Origin of the sequence: Phaeodactylibacter luteus, assembly GCF_007993045.1 — a bacterium.
Classification (GTDB): Bacteria; Bacteroidota; Bacteroidia; order Chitinophagales; family Saprospiraceae; genus Phaeodactylibacter; species Phaeodactylibacter luteus.
Map to the genome: position 1 here is coordinate 24,487 of NZ_VOOR01000004.1, position 22,045 is coordinate 46,531.

16 protein-coding genes are annotated in these 22,045 nt (G+C 52.5%); all 16 read right to left on the reverse strand.

Annotation, left to right across the window (positions count from 1 at the left end; translation table 11 throughout):
- Window position 1: 1 nt before the first annotated feature.
- On the reverse strand, window positions 2-1,372 hold the full coding sequence (gene hisS / locus FRY97_RS02655) for a histidine--tRNA ligase (protein ID WP_147165876.1): 1,371 nt from the start codon (window positions 1,370-1,372) through the stop codon (window positions 2-4).
- A 22-nt stretch (window positions 1,373-1,394) separates the two neighbouring features.
- On the reverse strand, window positions 1,395-2,432 hold the full coding sequence (gene pheS, locus FRY97_RS02660) for a phenylalanine--tRNA ligase subunit alpha (RefSeq protein ID WP_147165877.1): 1,038 nt from the start codon (window positions 2,430-2,432) through the stop codon (window positions 1,395-1,397).
- A 526-nt stretch (window positions 2,433-2,958) separates the two neighbouring features.
- Window positions 2,959-3,267, reverse strand: coding sequence for a GNAT family N-acetyltransferase (locus tag FRY97_RS02665; protein WP_170254473.1), 309 nt, complete (start codon window positions 3,265-3,267; stop codon window positions 2,959-2,961).
- Window position 3,268: 1 nt separating this feature from the next.
- On the reverse strand, window positions 3,269-3,778 hold the full coding sequence (locus FRY97_RS02670) for a DUF6702 family protein (protein ID WP_147165880.1): 510 nt from the start codon (window positions 3,776-3,778) through the stop codon (window positions 3,269-3,271).
- Window positions 3,775-4,398, reverse strand: coding sequence for a HupE/UreJ family protein (locus FRY97_RS02675; protein WP_147165881.1), 624 nt, complete (start codon window positions 4,396-4,398; stop codon window positions 3,775-3,777). The genes FRY97_RS02670 and FRY97_RS02675 overlap by 4 nt, the downstream gene beginning before the upstream one ends.
- Window positions 4,399-4,401: 3 nt before the next feature.
- On the reverse strand, window positions 4,402-5,244 hold the full coding sequence (locus FRY97_RS02680) for a pirin family protein (protein WP_246141525.1): 843 nt from the start codon (window positions 5,242-5,244) through the stop codon (window positions 4,402-4,404).
- Window positions 5,241-5,837, reverse strand: coding sequence for a nitroreductase family protein (locus FRY97_RS02685; RefSeq protein WP_211356794.1), 597 nt, complete (start codon window positions 5,835-5,837; stop codon window positions 5,241-5,243). The genes FRY97_RS02680 and FRY97_RS02685 overlap by 4 nt, the downstream gene beginning before the upstream one ends.
- A gap of 51 nt (window positions 5,838-5,888) precedes the next feature.
- On the reverse strand, window positions 5,889-7,139 hold the full coding sequence (locus FRY97_RS02690; RefSeq protein ID WP_147165882.1) for an alkaline phosphatase family protein: 1,251 nt from the start codon (window positions 7,137-7,139) through the stop codon (window positions 5,889-5,891).
- Window positions 7,140-7,196: 57 nt separating this feature from the next.
- A complete protein-coding gene (locus FRY97_RS02695; RefSeq protein ID WP_147165883.1) occupies window positions 7,197-7,661 on the reverse strand; it encodes a hypothetical protein in 465 nt (154 codons plus the stop codon).
- A 12-nt stretch (window positions 7,662-7,673) separates the two neighbouring features.
- Complete coding sequence (locus tag FRY97_RS02700; protein ID WP_147165885.1) at window positions 7,674-9,236, reverse strand: ABC transporter permease family protein; 1,563 nt, start codon at window positions 9,234-9,236, stop codon at window positions 7,674-7,676.
- An 11-nt stretch (window positions 9,237-9,247) separates the two neighbouring features.
- Window positions 9,248-10,087, reverse strand: a complete 840-nt coding sequence (locus tag FRY97_RS02705; RefSeq protein ID WP_147165886.1) for an ABC transporter ATP-binding protein — start codon at window positions 10,085-10,087, stop codon at window positions 9,248-9,250.
- Window positions 10,088-10,090: 3 nt separating this feature from the next.
- Window positions 10,091-12,505, reverse strand: a complete 2,415-nt coding sequence (gene tssR, locus FRY97_RS02710; RefSeq protein WP_147165887.1) for a type VI secretion system protein TssR domain-containing protein — start codon at window positions 12,503-12,505, stop codon at window positions 10,091-10,093.
- Between the two features lie 178 nt (window positions 12,506-12,683).
- Window positions 12,684-14,195, reverse strand: a complete 1,512-nt coding sequence (locus FRY97_RS02715; protein WP_147165888.1) for a hypothetical protein — start codon at window positions 14,193-14,195, stop codon at window positions 12,684-12,686.
- A 6-nt stretch (window positions 14,196-14,201) separates the two neighbouring features.
- On the reverse strand, window positions 14,202-19,085 hold the full coding sequence (locus FRY97_RS02720; protein WP_147165889.1) for a hypothetical protein: 4,884 nt from the start codon (window positions 19,083-19,085) through the stop codon (window positions 14,202-14,204).
- A gap of 13 nt (window positions 19,086-19,098) precedes the next feature.
- Entirely contained in the window at window positions 19,099-20,172 is a 1,074-nt protein-coding gene (locus FRY97_RS02725; protein ID WP_147165890.1) for a hypothetical protein, read from the reverse strand.
- 11 nt (window positions 20,173-20,183) lie between these two features.
- Complete coding sequence (locus FRY97_RS02730; RefSeq protein WP_147165891.1) at window positions 20,184-22,013, reverse strand: PP2C family protein-serine/threonine phosphatase; 1,830 nt, start codon at window positions 22,011-22,013, stop codon at window positions 20,184-20,186.
- Window positions 22,014-22,045 lie beyond the last annotated feature (32 nt).

A 22,045-nucleotide genomic window follows, 5' to 3' on the forward strand; every position in this document is an offset into this window, starting at 1 on the left:
ATCAGCGGTCTTTTAACTGCTCTATAATGGCTGGCCATGCCAGGTTTTGCTGTTCGCCCGTAGCCATATTCTTGAAAGTCAGGGTGCCGGCAGCCAATTCCGATTCACCGATCAGGGCCACGAAGGGCACCTCCCGGGCATTGGCATACTTCATCTGTTTTTTCAGCTTGGCTGGCTCAGGGTAGAGCTCAGCGTTGATGCCGGCAGCCCGGGCTTGGCCGAGCAGGCGGAACGCATGCCGGTGGGCCGCCTCGTCAAAGGCAATAAAGAGCAGCTGAAGGGTACGGGCCCCGTCTGCCGGGAAGAGGGACAGCTCTTCCATTACATCGTAGATCCGCTCTGCGCCAAAAGAGACGCCTACGCCAGAGCCCCGGTCGGTCATGCCGAAAACGCTAGTCAGCCCATCGTATCGGCCGCCGCCGCCTATGCTCCCCATTTTGATGGCCTCCTGCCCCGGGGAGCTTGTGTCTACCCCTACTTCAAAAATGCAGCCGGTGTAGTAGTTGAGCCCGCGCGCCAGGGTGATGTCAAACCGGACTTCGTTCTTCAGTTCGCCCATTGCGAGGTAATCCATCACTGTAGATAGCTCTTCGACGCCTTTCAGCCCAGTTTCGCTTTGCGCGAAAAGGCTGCGCAGCGCCTGCAAGTCGGTGATGCCGAGCATTTCGACAACCTTATCAACAGCTTCGCTACCGATGCCGCGCCCAGACAGCTCATTGCGCACTCCATCGAGCCCAATTTTGTCCAGCTTATCGATGGCCATGGTCATATCCATGAATTGTGGGGCGATGCCTGCAGCTTCTGCCATGCCCGCGAGTATCTTCCGGTTGTTGAGCTTGACCACGACTTTCAGCCCAAGACGGGAAAACACCTCATCGTAGATTTGTGCGAGCTCCGCTTCGTAAATGAGGGCATCCGAGCCGACTACGTCCACATCACACTGATAAAACTCTTGGTACCTCCCTTTCTGAGGCCGGTCTGCCCGCCAAACGGGCTGGATTTGATACCGCTTGAAAGGGAAGGGGATGTCGTTTTGGTGCATGACCACGAAGCGGGCGAAGGGCACGGTGAGGTCATAGCGCAGCCCCCGCTTGGAAATAGAGGGCACAAGGGCCGTGGAGTCCCGCGCGCTCAGGGCCTCCTCGTCTGCTTTGCGGAGGAAGTCGCCATTATTGAGCACCTTAAAGAGGAGCTTATCCCCTTCTTCCCCGTACTTCCCGGTGAGGGTAGCCAGGTCTTCCATAGCAGGGGTCTCTATAGGCTGATAGCCATAACGGATGAAGACCTCCCGGATGGTATCGAAGATATAATTGCGTTTCAGGACTTCAGCCGGGCCGAAATCCCTTGTCCCTTTAGGGATGCCAGGTTTCATATCGGAATCGCGTTGGGGCGCGCTAGAACTCTGCAGCGAACTGCCGGAGGAAGCGCACATCGTTTTCAAAGAAAAGGCGGATATCGCCAATGTCATACAAGCGCAGGGCTTGCCGTTCGATGCCCATGCCGAAAGCAAAGCCGGTGTAGCGGGTGGAATCAATACCGCAGTTTTCCAGCACAGCAGGGTCGACCATACCGCAGCCCAAGATCTCCAGCCACCCGGTGCCTTTGGTCAGGCGGTAGTCCTTCTCTGTATCTGTGCCCAAGTAGACGTCCATCTCTGCGCTAGGCTCGGTGAAGGGGAAGTAAGAAGGGCGAAGGCGGATTTTGGCTTCCGGCCCGAACATTTCGCGGGCGAAGTACAGCAGCGTCTGCTTGAGGTCGGCAAAGGAGACGCCTTCGTCCACGTACAACCCTTCCACCTGATGGAACTGGCAGTGGGAACGAGCGGAAACCGTCTCATTGCGGTAAACACGGCCCGGAGCAATGATGCGGATAGGCGGCTGTGTATGCTTCATGACACGGGCCTGCACGGAAGAAGTATGCGTGCGCAGCAGCATTTCGGTGCTATCTTGGAGGTAGAAGGTATCCTGCATATCACGAGCAGGGTGGTCTTCTGGCGTGTTCATGGCCGTAAAATTGTGCCAGTCGTCTTCGATTTCCCGGTCATCAGCCACCACAAACCCAATGCGTTCAAAGATACGGATGATGCGGTTCATGGTCAGGGCGATAGGGTGGCGGGAGCCGAGCGGCATGGGCTCGCCGGGTGCGGTCAGGTCGATATCCTGTACTGCAGCATCCTCGGCGGCCATTTCCAGCTGTTGCTTCAGCTGCTGGAATTTTTGCTCAGCGGCTTCTTTCACTGCGTTGACACGCTGCCCGTAGGCTTTTTTGTCTTCGTTGGGGATGTTGCGGATTTCTCCGAACAGGGGCTTGATGATGTTTTTGGAGCCCAAGTATTTGATGCGGAACTGCTCGAGGGCATCCAAGTCGCCCGGCTGCTCAGCCTCTATGGCTGCCATCATTTCGTCCAGCTTGCTGAAAGTCGTTGCTGACATAGCGGTAGTTCTGATTTTGAGAAGCCCAAAGGTAGGGAATTTGTGCCAGAGATATACAGGCTTGGCTGACTGTTCGCACCTGCCTGGCCCTAGCTCTTGCATTTAGGATTTGATGCATTCCGCTCTTGGGGCTGCTCTTGCCAAATTTCAAAGCGCGCCTCTTTCTCATCCCGTTTGCCTGGCAGGCGGCAATACAGGCGACATGTGAAAAGGCCGTTTTGCCTGCTCTCGGCAGCCACAGCCCAGCAAAAGGCCGGGGGCGTAAGCCAAAAATCAGCTTCCTGTTGGCACCGGACTAGCGCTGCGGAGGGGTATTAGAGCTTGTTTGGATTTTACCCTTCGGGCTGCGTTCGCTCCAAAAGCAAAATCCGAACAAGCTCTAAGCCCGATAGGGCCGAGCGGGCAGCGAGCCCCGCAGCATAGCGACCCCTGCCCTCAGGCAGGGGTAGGCCCCAAAGCGACCATAATACAAATGTGCGCTCCTGAGCAATTGCGCTGCTACTTGCGCAGCCGTATCCTATTGGTTTCAGGCTACGTTGATGCCGGGCACCAAGAGGCTCTCCCACTCAGGATGGCGTGCCATATACCCTGCCATGAAAGGGCAGAGCGGCATTACCCTGAGCCCTGAACTGCGGGCATACTGCAGGGCTGTTTTTGCCAAAAGGCTGGCTATGCCTTTGCCGCTAAGAGCAGGGGGCACTTCGGTATGGGTGAGGATGAGCTTATCTTTAGTCTTTATGAATTCTGCGACAGCCAAGCTGCCGTCTACATTGGCCTCGAAGCGGCGCTTGTCTTCGTTCAGCACTACCGGGTGGCCTGAAGAGGGGTTAGACATACTATCGGATGTTAAAGGTGGCGGTTTTCTCATTCGCATCAAATTGGCTGGTAAAGCTCAATGCCCCATTGTGCTTGAACGCGAACATATTGACTTGCTGGGGGAAGGCAAAAGTAAGGATATCATTATACACCTGCCATTCGCTTTGCCCTACAATAGGAGGGGCGGGAGCAGAAAAATAGAGCACGAGCCCCATTTGGGCTTCCGGCTGCATCCGCTGATAGGACAGGCAGACTTCCTCCGCTCCACAGTACAGGTCAAAGACCTGATCGAAATAGTCTGACAGGAAACCTTTCACCTCCTGCTGCCCGCTTTGTGCTACAATTTGGCAGGCATAGCCATAATTGGCCAGGAAGGCCGCCTCCAGATCGTCTTGGAAGACGCGGAAGCTGACTTCCAGCCTTCCGCCTTCGTCTACGCGGGCTGCGGTGTAGCTCATTTTCAGCGGGTGCCAGCTGCTGAAGAGCAGGGCAGCGGTGAGCAAGGCAGCACAGTGGGCGCCCCTTTTCATACAGCCCACATTTCCAGCAAAATAGAAAGGGCGATCCCTGCGGCAGCGCCAGAGACAACGAGGTTCCATTCCCGGTGGGGCGCCCGCAGCACTTTGTCCGCGAACAGCAGCAGCGCCATGAACAGCCCGACCACAATCAACTGCCCAAGCTCCAGCCCGATATTGAAGGCCAGCAGCTGATTGACGATACTGTTCTCTTCGCCCAGCAGAAAGCGGAAGTAATTGGAGAAGCCCATCCCATGCACTAGCCCGAAAGCGACAGCTATCCCGTAATTGAAGCGCTGCTTGCGGCCGAACAACCGGCCAGGCCCGGTGGTGCTTTGCCCAGGCTGGCTGATGTTGTGCACCGCAGTAAGCAAGATGGTGAGCGGGATAAGGGTATCAATCCAGGCTTGGGGCACGCGCACCACATCAAGGGCGGCCAGAGCCAGTGTCAGGCTGTGGCCGATGGTAAAAGCAGTGACCAAGACCAGGATTTTCTTCCACTCAGACAGGCGGTAAAGGGCGCACAGGGCCACAATAAACAGGATGTGGTCGTACCCTTGCAAGTCTAAAATATGACGGAAGCCAAGGCTAAGATAAGTGGAGAACTCCTGAGCGAAAGCATTGTGCAGCAGCATAGGCTAACGATTGATCATGGGCACTTCAATGAGCAGGATTTCGGTATCGGCAGCAGTTTCCACCTCAATATGGCCAGTGTCCCAAACCCCAAAGCCATCACGCGCCTGCAAAGGCTGCCCATTGATACGGCAGGCACCGCTAAGTATAAAGGCATAAACGCCATTGCCAGGGAACTGCATATCGTAGCGGGCGGCTGTGCCTGAGGGGAAGTCGCCGCGGGAGAACACCGCATTCTGATGTATCCTCAACGCTTCGGGGTCATTGGGCGAGACCAATGCTTGCCAGCGCCCTTGCCGTTTGGCAGGGTCAAACCGTTTTTGATCGTAGCGCGGCGTGAGCCCCATTTCATTTGGGAATACCCAAATCTGCAACAGCTTGGAGGCCTCTGTGGCCGATGCATTGACCTCCGAGTGCTGCACCCCTGTACCGGCGGTCATAACCTGTACTTCATTGGGGCGGATGGTGCCCGAGCCCCCGGTATTGTCCCGATGAGCAAGCCCACCTTCCAGCTGTATGGTCACAATTTCCATATTCTCATGCGGATGGGTAGGAAACCCGCCGCCGCCGGCAATGTGGTCGTCGTTGAGCACCCGCAGCAGGCCAAAATTCATGCGGTCGGGGTCATAATAGCGGTTGAAGGAAAAGGTATGCTTGCCGAGGAGCCAGCTGGCACGGGTCTCCCCCCGGGTCTCTGCTTTGTGCAAAACCGACTTAAAAGGCTGTGGCGCACGAGCAGCGGCCGGCTGCACCATTGCCGCAGCGGGGGCAGCCGCTGCAGGCTTTTGCCCCGGCTGGCAGCCCCCTATCGACAGCAGCAGGGGCAGGATGGCGAAAAGGTACTTCATGCCCCTAAATTTTGAGTGAACGAAAGGACAGGCTTTCGGGACCGGGCTGCTTCCTCCCGGCTGCGCAGGGGCTCCGGCAGCTGTTCAGGGCTGCCCAAGTGCCCCAGGGCTATGAAACAGACTGGCTCCACCGTTTCTGGCAGGCTAAAGGCCGAAATGGCAGCTTTGGCATCAAAACCGCCCATCATATGGCCGTAAAGCCCATTGGCTGTAGCCTCCAGCAAAAGACTGTTGTTGGCCGCCCCGGTATCGTGCATATAGTGGCGGTTGGGCTTTCCGTTTGCGGACAAATTAGGGGCTGCCAGGCTCAGGATGAGCACACCTGCATTCGCAGCCCAGCTGCGGTTGCCCTCAAAAAGGCAGTCCAGCATTTGGCCGAAAGCGGCTTCATCCTCCCGATGTGCATAAAGGTAAGACCAAGGCTGCTCATTGAAAGCGCTAGGTGCCCAGCTTGCGGCCTCAAAGAGCTGTTCCAGCACTTCAGTACTGACCGGTTCTCCTGTAAAGCTCCTAGGGCTCCATCGCTGCCGGATCAGAGCATGTACCGGGCGCTGCGTCTGTGCCTGCTTGCCCATATTTGTCGTTGTTTGCATATCCCTTTGTTGTTTTAAACGATGTTATAACAACGAAAATAAAAAAAGGTTTCAGTTGGCTTGTAAAATCCCCTGCAATACTTCTGCGCGCCCATCGATGCCCGCTGGCACGGGCAGCCCAAGCAACTGGCAGATCAACGGGTACACATGCACATTCCGGAAGGAGGGGATGGCCAGCCCAGGCTTAAAAGCCGGCCCGAAGGCATAGAAAATGGCGTGCATATCGGGGTACTCGGGGTCAAAGCCATGCTCCCCGCCCTGTTTGAACCGGCCAGACTGCACCAAGCCGATGCGCCGGCTGTCGGAAAGGTAAAAACCATATTCCGGATAGAGGATGAAGTCCCCAAGGCGGGGGTCGCTTTTGCTGTGGTAGTGGGGGAAATCTTCCAAGGCATACACCTCTAGAGGCAGGCCTGCTGCTTTTTCATTTAGGAAGGCCTCTGTTGCGGCAGGATCTGCTCCCGGCTCTAGGTAGACGATGGCCATAGCGCCGTTGTTGGCCACCCTGAACAAGCTATCGTCCTTGAGGGGATCGATATTGATGAGCTTATCGGGCGCGACATCGACCATGCCGTGGTCGGAGACCATGACGATATTGACCGGCAGGCCGGTGGCGTCCACGCCATCGAACAGCCGCCCGAGGTCGGCATCCAATTTGAGCAGAGACTTGCCGATGACTTCATCGTTGGAAGGGCCATAGCGGTGGCCAGCGTCGTCCATATCGGAAAAGTACATGGTGATCAGATGTGGGCGCTGCCCCTCCGGCAGGCGCAGCCACTGCAGCACCTGATCGACCCGCTCTTCATTAGGCGTAGCCCCCTTGTAGGGGAAAAAATAGGACGGGCGTACCCCCTGTATGTCGGCCTCCGAGCCTACAAAGAAGAAAGAAGCGGAGACCATGCCGTTCTGCTCAGCATTGACCCAAAGGGGCGTGCCCTCATACCAGGTGCCATCTTCCACCGCACTTCGCTTACTGATGTAATACTCCTCCTGGCGTTCCGGGTCATAAAAGGTATTGGCAACCAGCCCGTTGCGCTCAGGGATGAGGCCCGTTGCGATGGCATAGTGATTGGGGAAGGTTTTAGAAGGGAAACTGGGGATCATAGAAAAGGCCTGCACCCCGGAGGCCAGCCTGCGGGTAATGTTGGGCGGCTGGAACCGGGCGGTATAGTCCCAGCGGTAGCCGTCGCAGGAAATTAAGATGACATAAGGCTTGGCCTGAGCCTCCTCGGAATTCTGTTGGGCTTGAGCGGAAGCCCATAGCCCGGTGAAAGCCAGGCAAAACAGCAGCGTACGGTACATAGCAGAAAAGAGGTTGGTGGGCTCCAAAGGTAGTCATTCGCGGAGTGCCTCCCCCTACTATTCCAAGCTGTTTTCCAGTTGTTCTATCGCTCGCTGATACTTTTTGTAGCCCTCTTTGCAAGCTGTGTAGTAAGGGTCGGCCTCCATGATGGACAATGCCCGGCCGAGGTCTGTTTTTAGTGCGTAGGCGTAGCGTACCACTAGGCTGTCGCAACAGCAGATTGCTACTTTGGCACCAGGCATCCAATCTTCACAGCAGCTAGCATCTTTCAATTCACTGCGTTCTGCCAGTTCCGTTTGCCGGATAGCTTCGGTTTCCGAGATGGGCGGCGTGGGTATGCCCTCTGCCATAGTAGCAGAGGTATCAATGCTACTCAAGACCTTGTCGACCCCAGCTTTCGCCAAAACTTCTTCAGCGATTTTACGGTCCATTTTGCCTTTGTTGCCCTCTTGCTCACAGCCCGCGGACAAGCCCAGCAAGACAAGCAAAAAGATTGTGGTTTTAAATTGAATTGACCTCATTCGTCATATTTTTTATTGTCCTCCCCTTTGGTATACAAGATCTCCAGGGGTTCGAGAAAGCACCCTGTGGATAAGCCGGCGAGCAAACAAGAGGGAAAGCAGGACCACCATAAGCAGCGCCATTGCAATCCTCCAATCTACAACCTCTATCTGTACCCTTGGCAGCAAGATTCCCAGAACTTGGCCCGCAACGAAGGCGCAAAGCCATGCGAAGGCACCGGCAACGATTAAAACAGCTAGGACTATTTTTGAATAAATCCGTGAAATTTTGCCCGCAGAAAGGCCAAAGGCCTTTAGTGTGCCCATAACAGGTGTTATTTCTCGAATATGAGCAGACAGTAAGTTATTGATAAAGAGCACTACAGCAAGCACAGCGAAACCTAAGAGCATCAGACTGATCGCATACCCCAATAAACTGACTAGGGCGAAGTTCTCTTTGGCCTCTACTGTTTCCAAGGGCACTTTAATTTCAAAAGTTCTCTCTAGGTAGCTGCTGAACAACCGTACTTTTTCGAGTTCAGCAAAAGAAAAAGCCAAATAGTGCGCTTTGTTGGCAGTACCACGGCCGAGCTTGCACTCGTATTGAAATAGGGGCATCCCTTCCCAAGAAGCAGCAGCGAGCAGGCTGTCAGCCAGGCTTGGGAACTGACCGGACTGCACCTCGGTAGCCTGAAGGTTCAGAAAGAGATTTATTTGTACTAGTTTCCCCGAAGAGCTTTCGCCAAATTGGCGGTACTCCAACTCTTCAATAGCCTCCCCAAAACGTTTTTTGAACGCCTTCTTGGCTTCAGTCTCCACCCCAAGAGCCACGAGGAAGGAATAGCGGTTGCTCCCTGCTTCATTCGTGCGGATAGCATTGCGGGCATAAGTCCTTGATTTAAAGGTTTGGTAAAGCGAGTAGCTGCCCAGAAAAACGACTTTGCTAGGCAATTTTTCTACTACTCCCCATACCGGGACAAAAAAGACCCCATCGTAAGTAGAATCATAGACCGGTATGTATAGCGGCTCAGCCCCCCATTCGTAGCCCAGTTCGTAAAGCAAAGATTGGCTGACTACGATCCCTCCTTTAAGGGCTTCATTCCATGTACTCCTCGTGCCTTCCGGCCAGCTACTGTGGCGAAGATTGCCATCGCTGATGATGCGATCGAACAATTCGGAACCAAAGTCAATCGTACGTCCCCAATAGTAGGCTCCATTTTCGCCCTTGGAAAACACAGAAGCCCTAGCCGGTAGGAAGGTAAAGCTAAAGCGGTTCCACTCGACTACCGTATCTAGCCCGAGGGCGGTACGCCGATCCGGCGCAGATACAGAATCCAGTACATCGGTCAATACAGGATCTATGTACGTGTCAATAGGCAGGTTAACCCAAGTAGAATAGGGGTTGTCCATGCGCTGTTGCAAGTCTTCCAGGCTACTAAAAGCAAACCCAAGCGCCATTAACGTAAGCCAAAGGATGAGCCAGAGCCAAAAGAGGCTGCCTGGTCGCCCTTTGTGGGCTAGAGCTATGTATTCGCGGTAAGCGAACAACTTTTCAAACTCATCTACGGGCCGAAGTAGCCACTTTTTCCAATCCATCAGTAATCCGTTTATGCCTTAGCCGGCTGATACGGCGTGTCCAAACGTGCAGCTAGCCACTGTTCAGCATTTGGTACTGGTTCGCCGTTACAATGAAAACTACCTGTTGCTTCTCGGTGGAGCACCTGCTGATGATCGATAAAACCAGAGGTGCGCCCATCATTCATAGTAAGCAAGATGGGGACGATCTGATCGGCAAATGCATCTGCAAGGGCGAGGTCATGGGAAACAATTATACCAGTCCTATCATCGTTTCTCAACTCTCTCTTTAACAGCTCCATGCAGGAATGAGCAGTGTGCCGGTCCAGATTGCCTGTGGGCTCATCGCCGAACAGGACTTCGTGAGGTGCCATAAGGCCCCTTATAAACGCAAGGCGCTGCCGCTGACCGCCGGAGAGGTCGGAAATACTGGCGCCAAAGGACTCCGGGGGCAACTTCAGCTGAGCCATATAAGCCCGAATTTTATCCTGTATACCTATTTGCCCGTTAAGCAGTGCCGGCGCCATCATGTTCTCACCTGCGGTAAAGTTGGGCATGAGGTTAGTCTGCTGGAAAACAAAACTGAAGTACTGCTGACGGAAACTGGCGCGCGCCTGATCGGGCTGGGCCCAACACGCTTTCAGAGGCTTTGGCCGGCCTTCTGCCGGAAAAAAATCAAGCCGGCTAGCAGATCGAATAGTCCGGTTCATGAGCCCTAGGGTCTCCAGCAAGGTACTTTTCCCAACTCCGGAACTACCTACGATAAAAACCAGTCCCCCTCGTTCTATGTGCAGCTGTGGCACATAGAGGACTTTTGGGCCATTGCCATAAGCACAGTGCAGCTCTTCGATACGAAACAGGGGTTGCTGCATGAGTCAAAATACTTTTTCGATGGGCACCCAGTAGTAGTTGGCCGCCCCATCGCTGCTCTGAAATTTGAATTCATAATCTGGGCCAAAAACCTCTTCCTCTAAGTCGAGCCGGATATTTGTAAACCGCTCCAATTGCTCGTCAATTAAGCTATCGGGCACGCTCTTCTCGTCTAAGATGCTTTCTAGAGAGACATTAGGCAGGTAATCAAATGAAACGCCCTCTGCATTGAGCCCTTGAATGAGCCGGGCGACATCGCGGGGTGTAAACTGTTCCATTTGGCTATCGCTCAGCTTGCGATCGCCAGTAAATTCTTGGATGAGGGCTTTATAGATGGCCACCAAGCTTTCCCTCTTAGAGTCATAAGAAGTGCCAATATTGCTATCGATCCGCTGAATGATGTTGAGGTAATTGGTCAGGTCCCTTTCTGGCATGAACAAGACATAAGACATAGTAGTGTGGCCGGCTCCCATCAGCTGACGTGGGAAATAGACTTCCTCAAAGAGCTGTAGTTTCTCGCCTAGCAGCTCATTCTCGATAGCCGTACCTTCGAGGATTTCGTTGATAAAGCCCACTACAACGGGGCCGAAGGAACCAGCAGACACATTGTCGAAAGACTCATCGACTGCCCCGCCACCGTCTATCAGTCCTGCGACCATTTGCTGGTACAAACCTAAGCGGTCGGCTGAAGCTTTCACGAAAGGCTCCACCTCTGCCTGCCAATCGCCAAACTGCTGCCCTTCAGCAGGGAAAGCCAGGCCGACGGGATAGCTGCCGCCTTCTGTTAAGACAAACCGGAAAGGCTCCTGTAGCCTGATGGGCACTGCCTCGAACTGAGGAGGGGGGACTTCAATCCCATTCTGCTCTGCAATCCGCTTCCCCTCCGACTCTACATTGCCATACCCTTCGTAGTAGGCTTTCTTTGCTGGCTCTTCGGAAAGGAAGCGGACCTCCTCGTGAAAGTCTGCGGCGGCCTTACCGCCTCTGTTCTGTAGCTGCAAAGCAAAGAAGTGGACATTGTTGTTTGTCAGCCGTTCGATTATTTCATCCGGACGGACCTGAGCTGCCGGGTGCTCCTTGTACTTTCCCGCCAGTAAACGGTTTTCTGAGAAATCTGGCGCCCCGCCCAATACGATGACCACATTAGTCTCTTTGCTATTGAAGCCCACTCTTTTCAGGCCTTCATCCAAGGCATAGTAAAAAGCTGGGCGGTCATCCCCATTGCCCATAAAATCCTGTAGGGGCACTTGTGCCAAAAAGTTTTTAAAGGCATCGTGAGAGGAAGATAGCTCTTGGATATCTAGTAGTTGGCTGCCCCCTTCAGCACTATCATCGATGATGCTCCGGTAGCAGATTGCCCCAAATTCGATTTCGGCTGCTACATTGCTATACCATTCCTGAAGTTGATCAGCCAAAGAGAGGATACTTTCCCGTTGTGCAGACATACTGCCAGTAGCTTGTATGGCCAAGACCACATTGACCTTCCTGCGCTGTGCCAGCCATTTGTTGGCCCGGTCACGCACAGCGTCCCACTGAGCGGGGTCGATAACAGAGAGCTGCCCATTTCTGAGCTTTACGGTAATATCTCCTACTAAGCCGCTATAGAATAAATCTTCGCCCACCCGTTTTTCAGAAAAGAGCGGAAAACGGAGTACTGCACCTCTAAAACGCCTACCATCTCGCGCGAGGCTCCCTTTGGGCAAGCCAGCCGGGTCACGGTCCCAAGAAGAAGCAGTACCTACCTGACTGTTTTGGATATAGCGCTGTGCCTCCTCAGCAGAGCTGAAACCTTTAACTAGCAAATCTTCGTTGCGCTTACGCTCCTGAAAAGCATCGGAAGAGAAATTGGGCTCAAGGACAATGCGGGTGTTCCACTCCGTGCACCTGCTTGCTTTTACCCAGCCTACGATGATGCGGTCTATTCCACGAATAGGAATATCGACTTCTTTAGCGATCAGGAAGCGCCCTCTTTCTTTTTTCAAAACAAAGAAGAAATTATAGATCCGAAGATTACCTAGCGGCTCCGCGCTTGCTCCTGGCCCACGATAAGGGGTGACTAGATCTTTTTCGCCAGAGAGGACGTTTTCCACATCGGAAGCCTTGTTGAGCAAAAAGACTTTGCTGTGTATTTTTGAGTCTTTATTAATGATGCCATGCTGCCAGAGCAGCAGCTCTTTTTTCTTTACCCATCCAATCTCGGTATACTCCCCCCGTATCCTTCGTTTGTCTACAGCATCCGCTTGGATAATTAACAACCAGTCATTTTCTTCCTCCAAGACAAAAAACTCCCCTTCAAGGTAGCCCAACTCCTTCTGTACTTTACTACGCTCATCTGGCTTCTGATGGGCTCTAACCCCATCTCGGTCAACATACACGATCCACGCCTCATCCCGGCTCTTCTCGCGGGTAGCAGTGCGCAAATAGTTTATGTAGGCTTGTTCATTTCCAAATTGATCTTCGGGCAACTCGAACGCAAGAGGCTTTCCCAAGACGCTTTTAGCGCTAAGGTTACACGGGCTGCTTAATGCTCCTAGCACAAGAAATATGGCCACCCCTAATTGGCAGTAAAAATTCCGCAAAGTCATGTTAAGGAGTCATTTAGTTGTTCGGTGAATTAATCAATCGCAGGTAAACCCCCACCCTTATACCTAACGAATGTAACGGCACTTGGCTATTTGCTGATTCCAGTAAGGGCTGAGGCAGGTCATCGTCATAACGTAGCACAGGTTCCCCCGCAGGCTTTGGATCAAAATAACTGAGCAGGTTGAAGCGTAGGTCCAAAGCTGCCATCAGGCCAACAACCGGATACTGATTGTTGATATCAAGATATAAAGCGGGGGATGCCATCAACCAGAGAGAAGGCCTTAGTGTGAGCTCTGGTGCAGCCTCTATTGTCAAGCCTTCTCCAACCCGATAAGGCTCCAACACATCGTTGTCTAATAGCAAAGCGCCCTCTCTGAGAAAACGGAAATTATAGGCTTCAACGATGCCATCAAAAGTACCCGTACCCGAAAAACGGCTGCTAGAAGAAATCACTAGCCCAGGTACTACGCCTGCTTGCAGGAAAAGGGTGCTGCCATAGGTAGCCCGGACCCGATAAGCCAAGCCTATCGGGAACTCCACCGTCTGCAAAGTGCTTTTTTCGGAACCCTGAATAGGCCCTACCTGCCTTAAGTAGGTGGTTTCCTCTCCGCTACCGCTACCTAAAATGACCTGAAATGGGGCAAGCCGATAATTGTCAAGCCGTTGTTCCAACTGCCAGTACCGGTAATAGGCTGACGCGAAAAGAAAGAGGTTCTTTCGTGAAGCTACAGTGGGGTTCACTAGCCTATTGCTCATCCAGGTAAAGCCCAGAGCAAAAGAAACCGGCGTTTCCAAAGTAGTTCTTCCCGAGGTACTTCCTATAGCCCAGCCTGTTTCAGGCGCTATGGGAAGGGGCGCCAAATCACCACCTAGTACCAGTCCTGTGAAACTTTCCCAGTCTGCCGGCGGCATTACTGGCCCTTCCCCTAAACCTCGGTTAAACCGTATATCCCGGATTTGCGCCTTAGAATAATCGAGCATAGAAACCTCCATTTCTAACTCCAATTCGTAAACAGCCGACCCGGGTGGCCGGGCAGCTACGCCCCCTTCATCATCAATATAATTGAGCATTTCTTTTTGAACACGTACAAGCACATTAAAATAACGCCCCCCTTTTTCTATGCTCATAAGTTCAGCATTGGATAGGTTATACTTTAACCCTTCCTCGCCCATATACCTAGAGACCTCGTTTTTATACTCATAGATATCCACCTGATAATCCGCAGGGAATTCCAGATAATCAGGGAATATCCGTGCTGTAGCCTTGAACAGTTGTTTAAAAGCATTAGACGCATTCAGGGTAACTTTTTCCTCATCAGCGTCTAGGAAAGTCCCAAATTGGCCGTACTTCCTCAAGAGCTGCTCAGCTGCGCGCCGGACTTCCACCCTTTCGGCGGGCTCCACCCCATCAGCAGCTTCAAAGCTCGGGCTATCCAATAGCTGTAGGGTGCCTTCCTGAGCATTGAGCATGGGAGCACTGAAACTCAAAAAAACTAATAACCCTAAGATTGATTTTTGCCAGTTCATTAATTGCTATTTTTGCAGGATGACGCTCGCCCTAAAACGCTGCCCATCCCGGTTTTCTAAAATGAGATACACCCTACCCGATGGAGCCGCAGGGAGACGGACAGGCAGGAGCGATTGATCACTGCTGACATCTACCTCCTGTACCAATAACCGCTGGCCCACAGCATTAAAAACTTGTAGCCAATAAGCCCCGGGCTTGGCCTGACGGACTTCTAGGGTAAACACCCCAGAGCTAGGGTTCGGGTATGCTACTAGTTGAGGCTTATGAAACTTTATCTCTTCTGATGTCGTGACTGGAGGGCGGTTAAAATAGCAGCGTGTAGCGCAAGCCTGGCTAGCGTCTTCACAATCTCCATTCCATATATCCACAAAATATATGCGTTCATCAGGTGCATAGGATGCCCCTGCTACATAAGCTTGGGCATTTTGCCCAAGCAAGGTGAATGCATTGCCATTGTTGATACTTATATAGCCCCATTGGTAGCAGGTAACCAAGGAGTCTACGCAAACCAAAATATTCCCAGCAGGCAGCCGTTCTACTGCTGCCACATCTGGTGCGACACCTGAAGACACCTCAAAAAACAAACTATCTGTACCACTGCAACCCACACTCAATGTCTCCTCAACCGCTATGAAATAACTCCCTGCCGGCTGGGTAATATTGAGAGCAACTTCCTCATTGGCCGCGTAGGAGATTTCACCCGCACTTGTTTCCCAAGTGTACTGTGGCTGCCCACTAGATGGGTTCATCACACGGAAAATATACTCGCTTTCATTCTGGCAAATATCAAGGTTATCCTGTGCCACAATTTGCGGTACAGGCACAGGCAAGGCTGTAATATCAACATTGGCTTGGCCTATACAGCCATTTGTGTCTTCCACAACTACAGAAAGGTTGATATCCTGACTAAAATCCGGATCTAAAAAGGACGTATCCGTAGAGAACACTACCCCTCCGATTTGCCAAGACACCGAGACATATTCCTCCACTTCCTCGAGACCGACATTGAGCGTGTCCCCCTTGCAGGTGGCCATAGCCCTAGTCATGATAGGCTCGGGCAGCGCATTAGGAGCTAAGGTATCAGACAACATCAATGCGGTTGCACAGCCGCCATCTACCCCTACATCGTTGATACCTGAAATACTGAATACTGTAGCATCTGATACTGCGCCCTCGAATAGGATCTGTTCACCCGCCCCAAGTAGTGCATTATCCTGTAGCAAACCGCCCCTCCTCCATGTAACATCAAACGGTCCGATAGCGCCAGCAATACTAACCCCCAATTGCACCGTATCACCACTGCAGAAGCTTAGGGGGGGCAAAAAGGTAATCTGTGGACGCCCATATGCAATAACAGGCCGCCCAGGGGCTACTTGCCTGCAGACATCTCCTTCACTCGGAATGCCTGAGTCGTTGAGGTCATTACCGACAACGGCGCTTACATAATACACAATGCCACTTTCCATGCCTAGGTCCTCAGGCGAGCCAAAGTCCGGCGCTTCTAAGGCGCTGCTAACAAAGACGGTATCCAAGGGCTCCACTATTACGCTACCCCCGCCCCGGTGGAGTACGTACATGATGGCATCGTTCCCATCTAAGACAGTGCCAATACCCGGAGGAGTGACACTCAAGCTTGCTGTTTCACAGATCACTACAGTGTCTTGCCCCATTTGCCCGAGCATGGTTTCACAACCACAATCAAGCCCGCCTCCTGGCCCAGATAATGCCACAGAACAGCCATTGCTATTGCCCACGACAAAATCATAGCCCTCTTCATTTGGTATAGGGCTACTCGTAAAGCCTATACCTGCCCCAAAGGCGACATCATTAACGGTATACCCCCCTACAGCATTGGCTTCCACTTCGAATAAAACCTGATAGGCAGCATTAGTGATTGTGTCACATAGTAAATTCAGGTTGAATATTTCCGGCGGCTCGTTCACTGTATAGCTCGCCTGAATATCGACCTCTTCATTGAAGCAGCCCGTTTGATTATTCTCAAGGCGGTTGATAGTGACCACCCCGCTCTCGACGGGAACGAAGGTGGTGACAAATGGGACTCCACCACTATTATCTGGACTGGTAAAAACCTGTGCGCCAAACTGATAATTGATATCGTAAGAATTCCCCGCCCCAATATTATTTGCGACTATCAATGTCCCCTGTTCTCCTTCGCAAAAGTCCTGATTGCCTGAATTCTGCGGAGTAAAGGTTACCCCGTCCACTTTCGGTTGTTCTGCTACATCTATAGACTGGGATGTGGTGGTTATACAGTTATTGCCCGTAACAATCTCTAAATGGATTTCCCAAGAGCCAGGACTTGGAAATATGACCCCGCTTAACCCACCACCCTGCGAAAGGGAAAGCATATCGCCATTGCCTTGGTTTGTTTGCACAGCAGTGAGCTGCCCATTTCTAAGAAAACGCCACTTCCAATTTGTAATTTGCCCATTAGCACCTACAGCACCTGTCGATTGATCAGAAATGATAAACGCATTACCCTCGCAAATCTGATTGTTACCATTGCGCTGCACTGCAAACCCAGCATTACAAGTATTGGGGTCAATAATAGTGTAGGTCTCCTGGAATTCATCTGTACAGCCGTCATTATTGCGGACCTCTAACACAACTGACAAGATACCAGGCATACCAAAGATAACATTAGGCACTACATCGTTGGATTCCGTTGGGGAAGGCCCTGCTGTCCCGGAAAAAGTCCACTCGTAATTACTGACCGAGCCATTTATTGTAGGGATAAAGGTACCTTGATTGCTAACCTGCAGTACCCCGGTAACGCTCACCTCTGTAATGTCAGGAACAGGCAAGCCTGCAATCTCAACGTTGCTCGTATTCTCACATCCATTCGCATCTACCCCTGTGACGGTATAAATATTTTGACCTTCCTCCATTATGGTTGGGGTGAACATACTGCTTTGAGGCCCATTCGGGGCCCATTCGTACGATATCGCTCCAGTGGCTTGTAGGCCCGCGAAATCGCCCAAGCAAACTTGCTCATCATTAGGTGTGCTGCCTGACTGATCCATAGATACGATGCCCACGTCTGGCAGATCGTGTACAGTGACCTGCATATTCGCTATGTCTATACAGCCTCTGTCATCTGTAGCTGTAACCGAATATGCTTGGGTCTCGCCTGGAAATACCGTTTTCTCGCTACCTGTTCCTAGCCCTCCTGACCAAGTGTAAGAAAGCGACTGCAGCCCTGACTCAGGACTCGCCGTAAGCGTAATCGGAGCCCCTTGGCATATGATAAAATTATCAGGCTCTAAACCAGAGCTTTCTGTGCTGCTCATGGTGATTTCCGGGTTGTCAAAAACTTGCACCATGTAGGATTCTGTTTTCCTACATCCCTTAGCATCAGTAACTGTGCCTGGATAAGCCCCAGCTTGGCTGACTAACAGCTCGGCTGTATTCTGCCCTGCCCCCCAAGCGTATGTGTAAGGTGGATGCCCCTGCATGCCTAACATGGTGAGCACAGTGCTTCCTCCTTCACACAATATACCATCCTCAGATGATACGCCGGATTGCTCAGGCTCCTGGGCTGTTATCACAACCTCGGGGTTCTCATTCACGGTTACTTCCAACACTGCCATTGCTTGACAGCCATTATCATTACGGCGGACTGTTAGACTGACCTCATAGTTGCCAGGCATACCGCTCTGGAATGTTGTTGCCGGCGTGTTGATGCTGGAAAGCTGACCCCCACTGCTACCCCAAGTGTACTGTACCCCCGAAACCCCCTGGCCCGATATCTCCGAGCTAAGGCTCAACGGCAGCCCCGCGCATACTTCCTCTGATTCCGCCATTGTAATCTCAGGTGCCTCCTGATCCGCCGTAATGACGATAGATTCCATAACGGCACAGCCATTGGAGGGGTCGCTGACCGTTAAGGTGTAAGTCCCAGCCTGGCTTACTTCCAGCGTAGGCGACATGCTCTGGCCCCAAAATACATCCGCATCAGGTGTAGACGATGTGCCCACCAAGGTAACCGCCTCCACTGTACAAGTTAGCGTTGTCGCTGTGGGCGGCAATATGCTTATCTGAGGCAGTTCGACATCCTCATCTACTTCGACCTGCTGTTCCGATTGGCAGCCATTGCCTGTATCCGTGACGGTCACGGCGTAGATTCCCATTTCATCAGCTGTTATCCCACTCTCCGTCGACCCGGTATTCCAGAGGTAGATCCAGCCTGGCTGTGGAGAAGCCACCTCTACGGGCAATTCAGGCTGATCGCAAGTGAGCGTGCCCCCCATCAGCTGTGCTATGGTGAACGAAGGAGGGGTAAGGTCTTCCGAAATTTCTATTCCTGCCCGGTCGCTGCGGCACCCAGTCGAATTTTCCACTACAAGGCCATATTCCCCTGCTGCGGAAACCTGGAGGGAAGGGCCTGTAGCACCGGGGAGTATGGTGCCATTGATATCCCAAATATAGGAGGGGCTGTCACCTGCTGTCACATCAGCACTCAACGGCAGCCCATCCTCCTGAAAATTGCAATTATACACTGTCCCATCTATCGGGTTAATGGCACCAACGGGAGTGGGGCTGACGGCTACCAAAACCGTATCTGAGGCCATACAGCCATTCTCATCTGTCACTGTGACGCTATACTCGCCTGCTAGCGCTGGAAAAAGCTCAAGTGTAGGGCCCATACTACCACCTGAGCTCCAAGTATATTGCAGCCCACCACCAAATCCGGTGGGCATAGCAGAAAGGATGAGATTACTGCCTTCGCAGACGCTCGTATCTTGGGGACTAAGCGCAACCTCTACCGCAGTGCAATCTTGTGCCTGTATAGGATTGGAGAAACTCAAGAGTACGGCAGCCATGATAAAGAGCCCGATGGCAAAGGGCAAGCGGGTATTTTGACTCATAGGATTCATTGGATTATTCTGCATAATTGTAGACCAAATCGTAAAGCGCAACCTGCCCGTTTGAGTAGCTCAGCTTTAATATTTCATTGCCAGCATCGCCCACACCAATGCAATTCTTTGCATTGCCAAGCGCAGGTGCAGCAGAGCCTTCCGGACACTTGACACTAGCTTTAGGCATGGCTTTGAGGGTATATGACTTTCCGGGGCGCAGCTCTTGATCAAAGCCGATCAAGCTGATGGTGTTCCGTCCTGGAGTGAGGGTCTGCGTGGTACGCCAAGACACCCCTTCACCAAGGATTTCAACGGACAGCAAGCCGCAGGCTGTGGCTTGCACGCTGAACCGGCTCAGCAAGAGGTACTTTTCGGGCATCAGGTTTACAGCAGCGCCACGAGGTTCCGCCGCGCCACAGCTTTCATTGTAAGCGGAAGCCCGTACCCCTACTTGCCCCAATCCATTGTATTCCCGAGGTGGAGGGGGGGCGGGCAGCACCTCCTCTTCCAGTTTGATGGGTTCTGACGGTTCGGGCCTCTCATCCCTTTGCGTTAAGGGCTCTGGAGGCGGAACGACATCCCCCATGCTAACCGCAGGCTGTGCGGCAGGCTTCACCTGTTCAGGATTAATAGGCGGTCTAGGTTCAGTCGCTATTTGGGGTGGGAGCGGTGCTTCTACAGACTCCTCTGCTGTAATAAAAAAGAACTTCTCTTGGCAACGGGACTCCTCTCCACGGTAGATACAAACCCGTACCTGATGCCGTCCTGTTCCACCAATCGCCAGGCTAAGGCCCGGCTCCCCTGCAGCGTTTGGATACTCCATGCCGTCGACAAACCATTGTATGTCATACCCGGCCTCTTTTTCCAGACCGGTCAGCAGCAGGATAGGCTCAGCGGAAGGCAGCTCTGGCGCAATGCCGGGGATGGGCTTATCCGGCTGCCCCGTCATCTGCCGGGTATCTGGATAGTCTTCGTTATTGATTAGCAGATCAAACCGGGGCAAAGGGAGCTCGCTGCAGGAGGCAAACAATAGCAAGGCAACAGCACAAAACAAGCAACGGGCCAAGGAGGGATTAAGGATGGCGTAGTCAAACATTTATTTCTATTTTATTGTCTTTTGAGAGTGGGAACCTGCTTGTCTTCTATACTTGGCTTAAGAGCATTGAGCATCGATTCTATGTCTTCCCGCAATTTTTCCCATGCATCTGTATTTTCGGGCTCATTGTCTAGCTTGCTTCTCAAGCTTTCAAGGTCCTGTAAGTAGCTGTGAAATTCAAGTTTATAATTTTCATACATCTTTGTTTGTTCCCCTCTTTCTGCTTGAGCAAAAGCGGACTCGTAGCTTTCTTTTTTATATTCAGCAATTGAATCCAACCTCTCAATTTCGGACAATAGCTCGTTACGGGATTCCTCCCAATCTGGGGGAAGGAGGTCTTCCAGTTCACTCCTTACTTCTTCAGGCTTAGGGCGGACGATAATAGTCTCGGGATCACTATCAATGCCATTGTGCTCATACTGCAGCCTCACTTCTCCTGGCTCGGAAAAGCTAAAACGTTCTGATTCTTCAGCTTTATCTTTCTCTATGTTCCCGTTCACTTTCCACCACCCACTTTTTGAAGATGCTCTCCCTTCAACCTTGACCTTGACATCAAAGTCATCGTTGACATACACGGTATCCGGAGGTACCTGCTCCCAAGTGATTGTGGTAGTTTGGCGTTTTCCTGTTGCAACACTAATGGGAGGAGCCTTTTCTCCCTCGTCCTGTCCTTCACGAACACCGCTTGAGTCCAAATCCTTCTCTTCAGGTTCGAGGGGTTCCTCTCTCCTAGGGGAAGAAGGTTCAGGCTCCCCACTGTTCCAATACCAATTTATCCCCCCTGCTCCTGCGGCGAGCAGGAGCCCTAGCAATAGCCCAAAGAACAGCACCTTTGAGCGTGGGGCAGAAGGGGACGGCTCCGGCACGGCTGCTACGGGCTGAGCAGATGCCATTTCGGACTGAGCAGGGGTAAGAGCGGCCTGCGTACTGCCCAATTGTTGAGTAATGACCCGGCCCTGTGCACGTTTTTCTAGCTTTGCCAATTCCGGCGGAGGACCTTGCCGCACATCTGCAAGGACCACCGTAATATTGTCATGACCGCCGGCGGCATTGGCTGCAGCAATCAGCTCGGCCACCGTTTGCCCCGTTTCCCCCTTGCCAGTGAGCAGCCCACGGATTTCAGGGTCAGAGAGCATACTGTTGAGCCCGTCAGAACAGACCAGCAGCCGGTCATTCTGATAAAGGCTGACTACCTTGCTCTCCGGATAAGGTGGTTCATCAGCAAAACCCAAATTTTGAGTAATGATGTGGCTTTCTGGGTGCATCCGTGCACCTTCCGGGCTAAGGCGCCCCTGCCTGACCATATCCCATACCACAGAATGCTCATCTATAAGGATTTGCATATCGGGCAGATGATAGGACCGGTCTTGCTCCACCCCCGCTGAGTTATAGCGGTATACCCGGCTATCGCCGCTCCAAGCCAAGTAAGCCTTGCCTTCCAATATGAGCACTAAAGTGGCCGTGGTGCCCATCCCGAGGAGGTGGATATTCTGAAGGGCGCGTTCTGCGATATCCATGTGGGCCCCAACAATCATTTCGCAGAGCAGGGAGAGCCGCCCCTCGTCATCTTCAGGCCATTGCCGAAGATTAGCCAAGCGATCCAAGCAATGTGCTTTAGCCATTTCGGAGGCGACCTCTCCGGCAGCACCACCGCCCATGCCATCAGCCACCATAATGAAGGCTCCTACAGAACTGAGGCTGACTTTGGCCAGCTCATCCTCAAAAGACTGAAAGCGGCTGATATCTGGCAACAACAAGAAGTTGTCCTCATTGTGTGGCCGGGCCTGCCCAACGTCTGTGCTCCCGAACAGGTCAAGGGCTAAGGTGTGCGTAGATGGCATAATGATAGGGATTAGAGTTAATTGGCATTTGG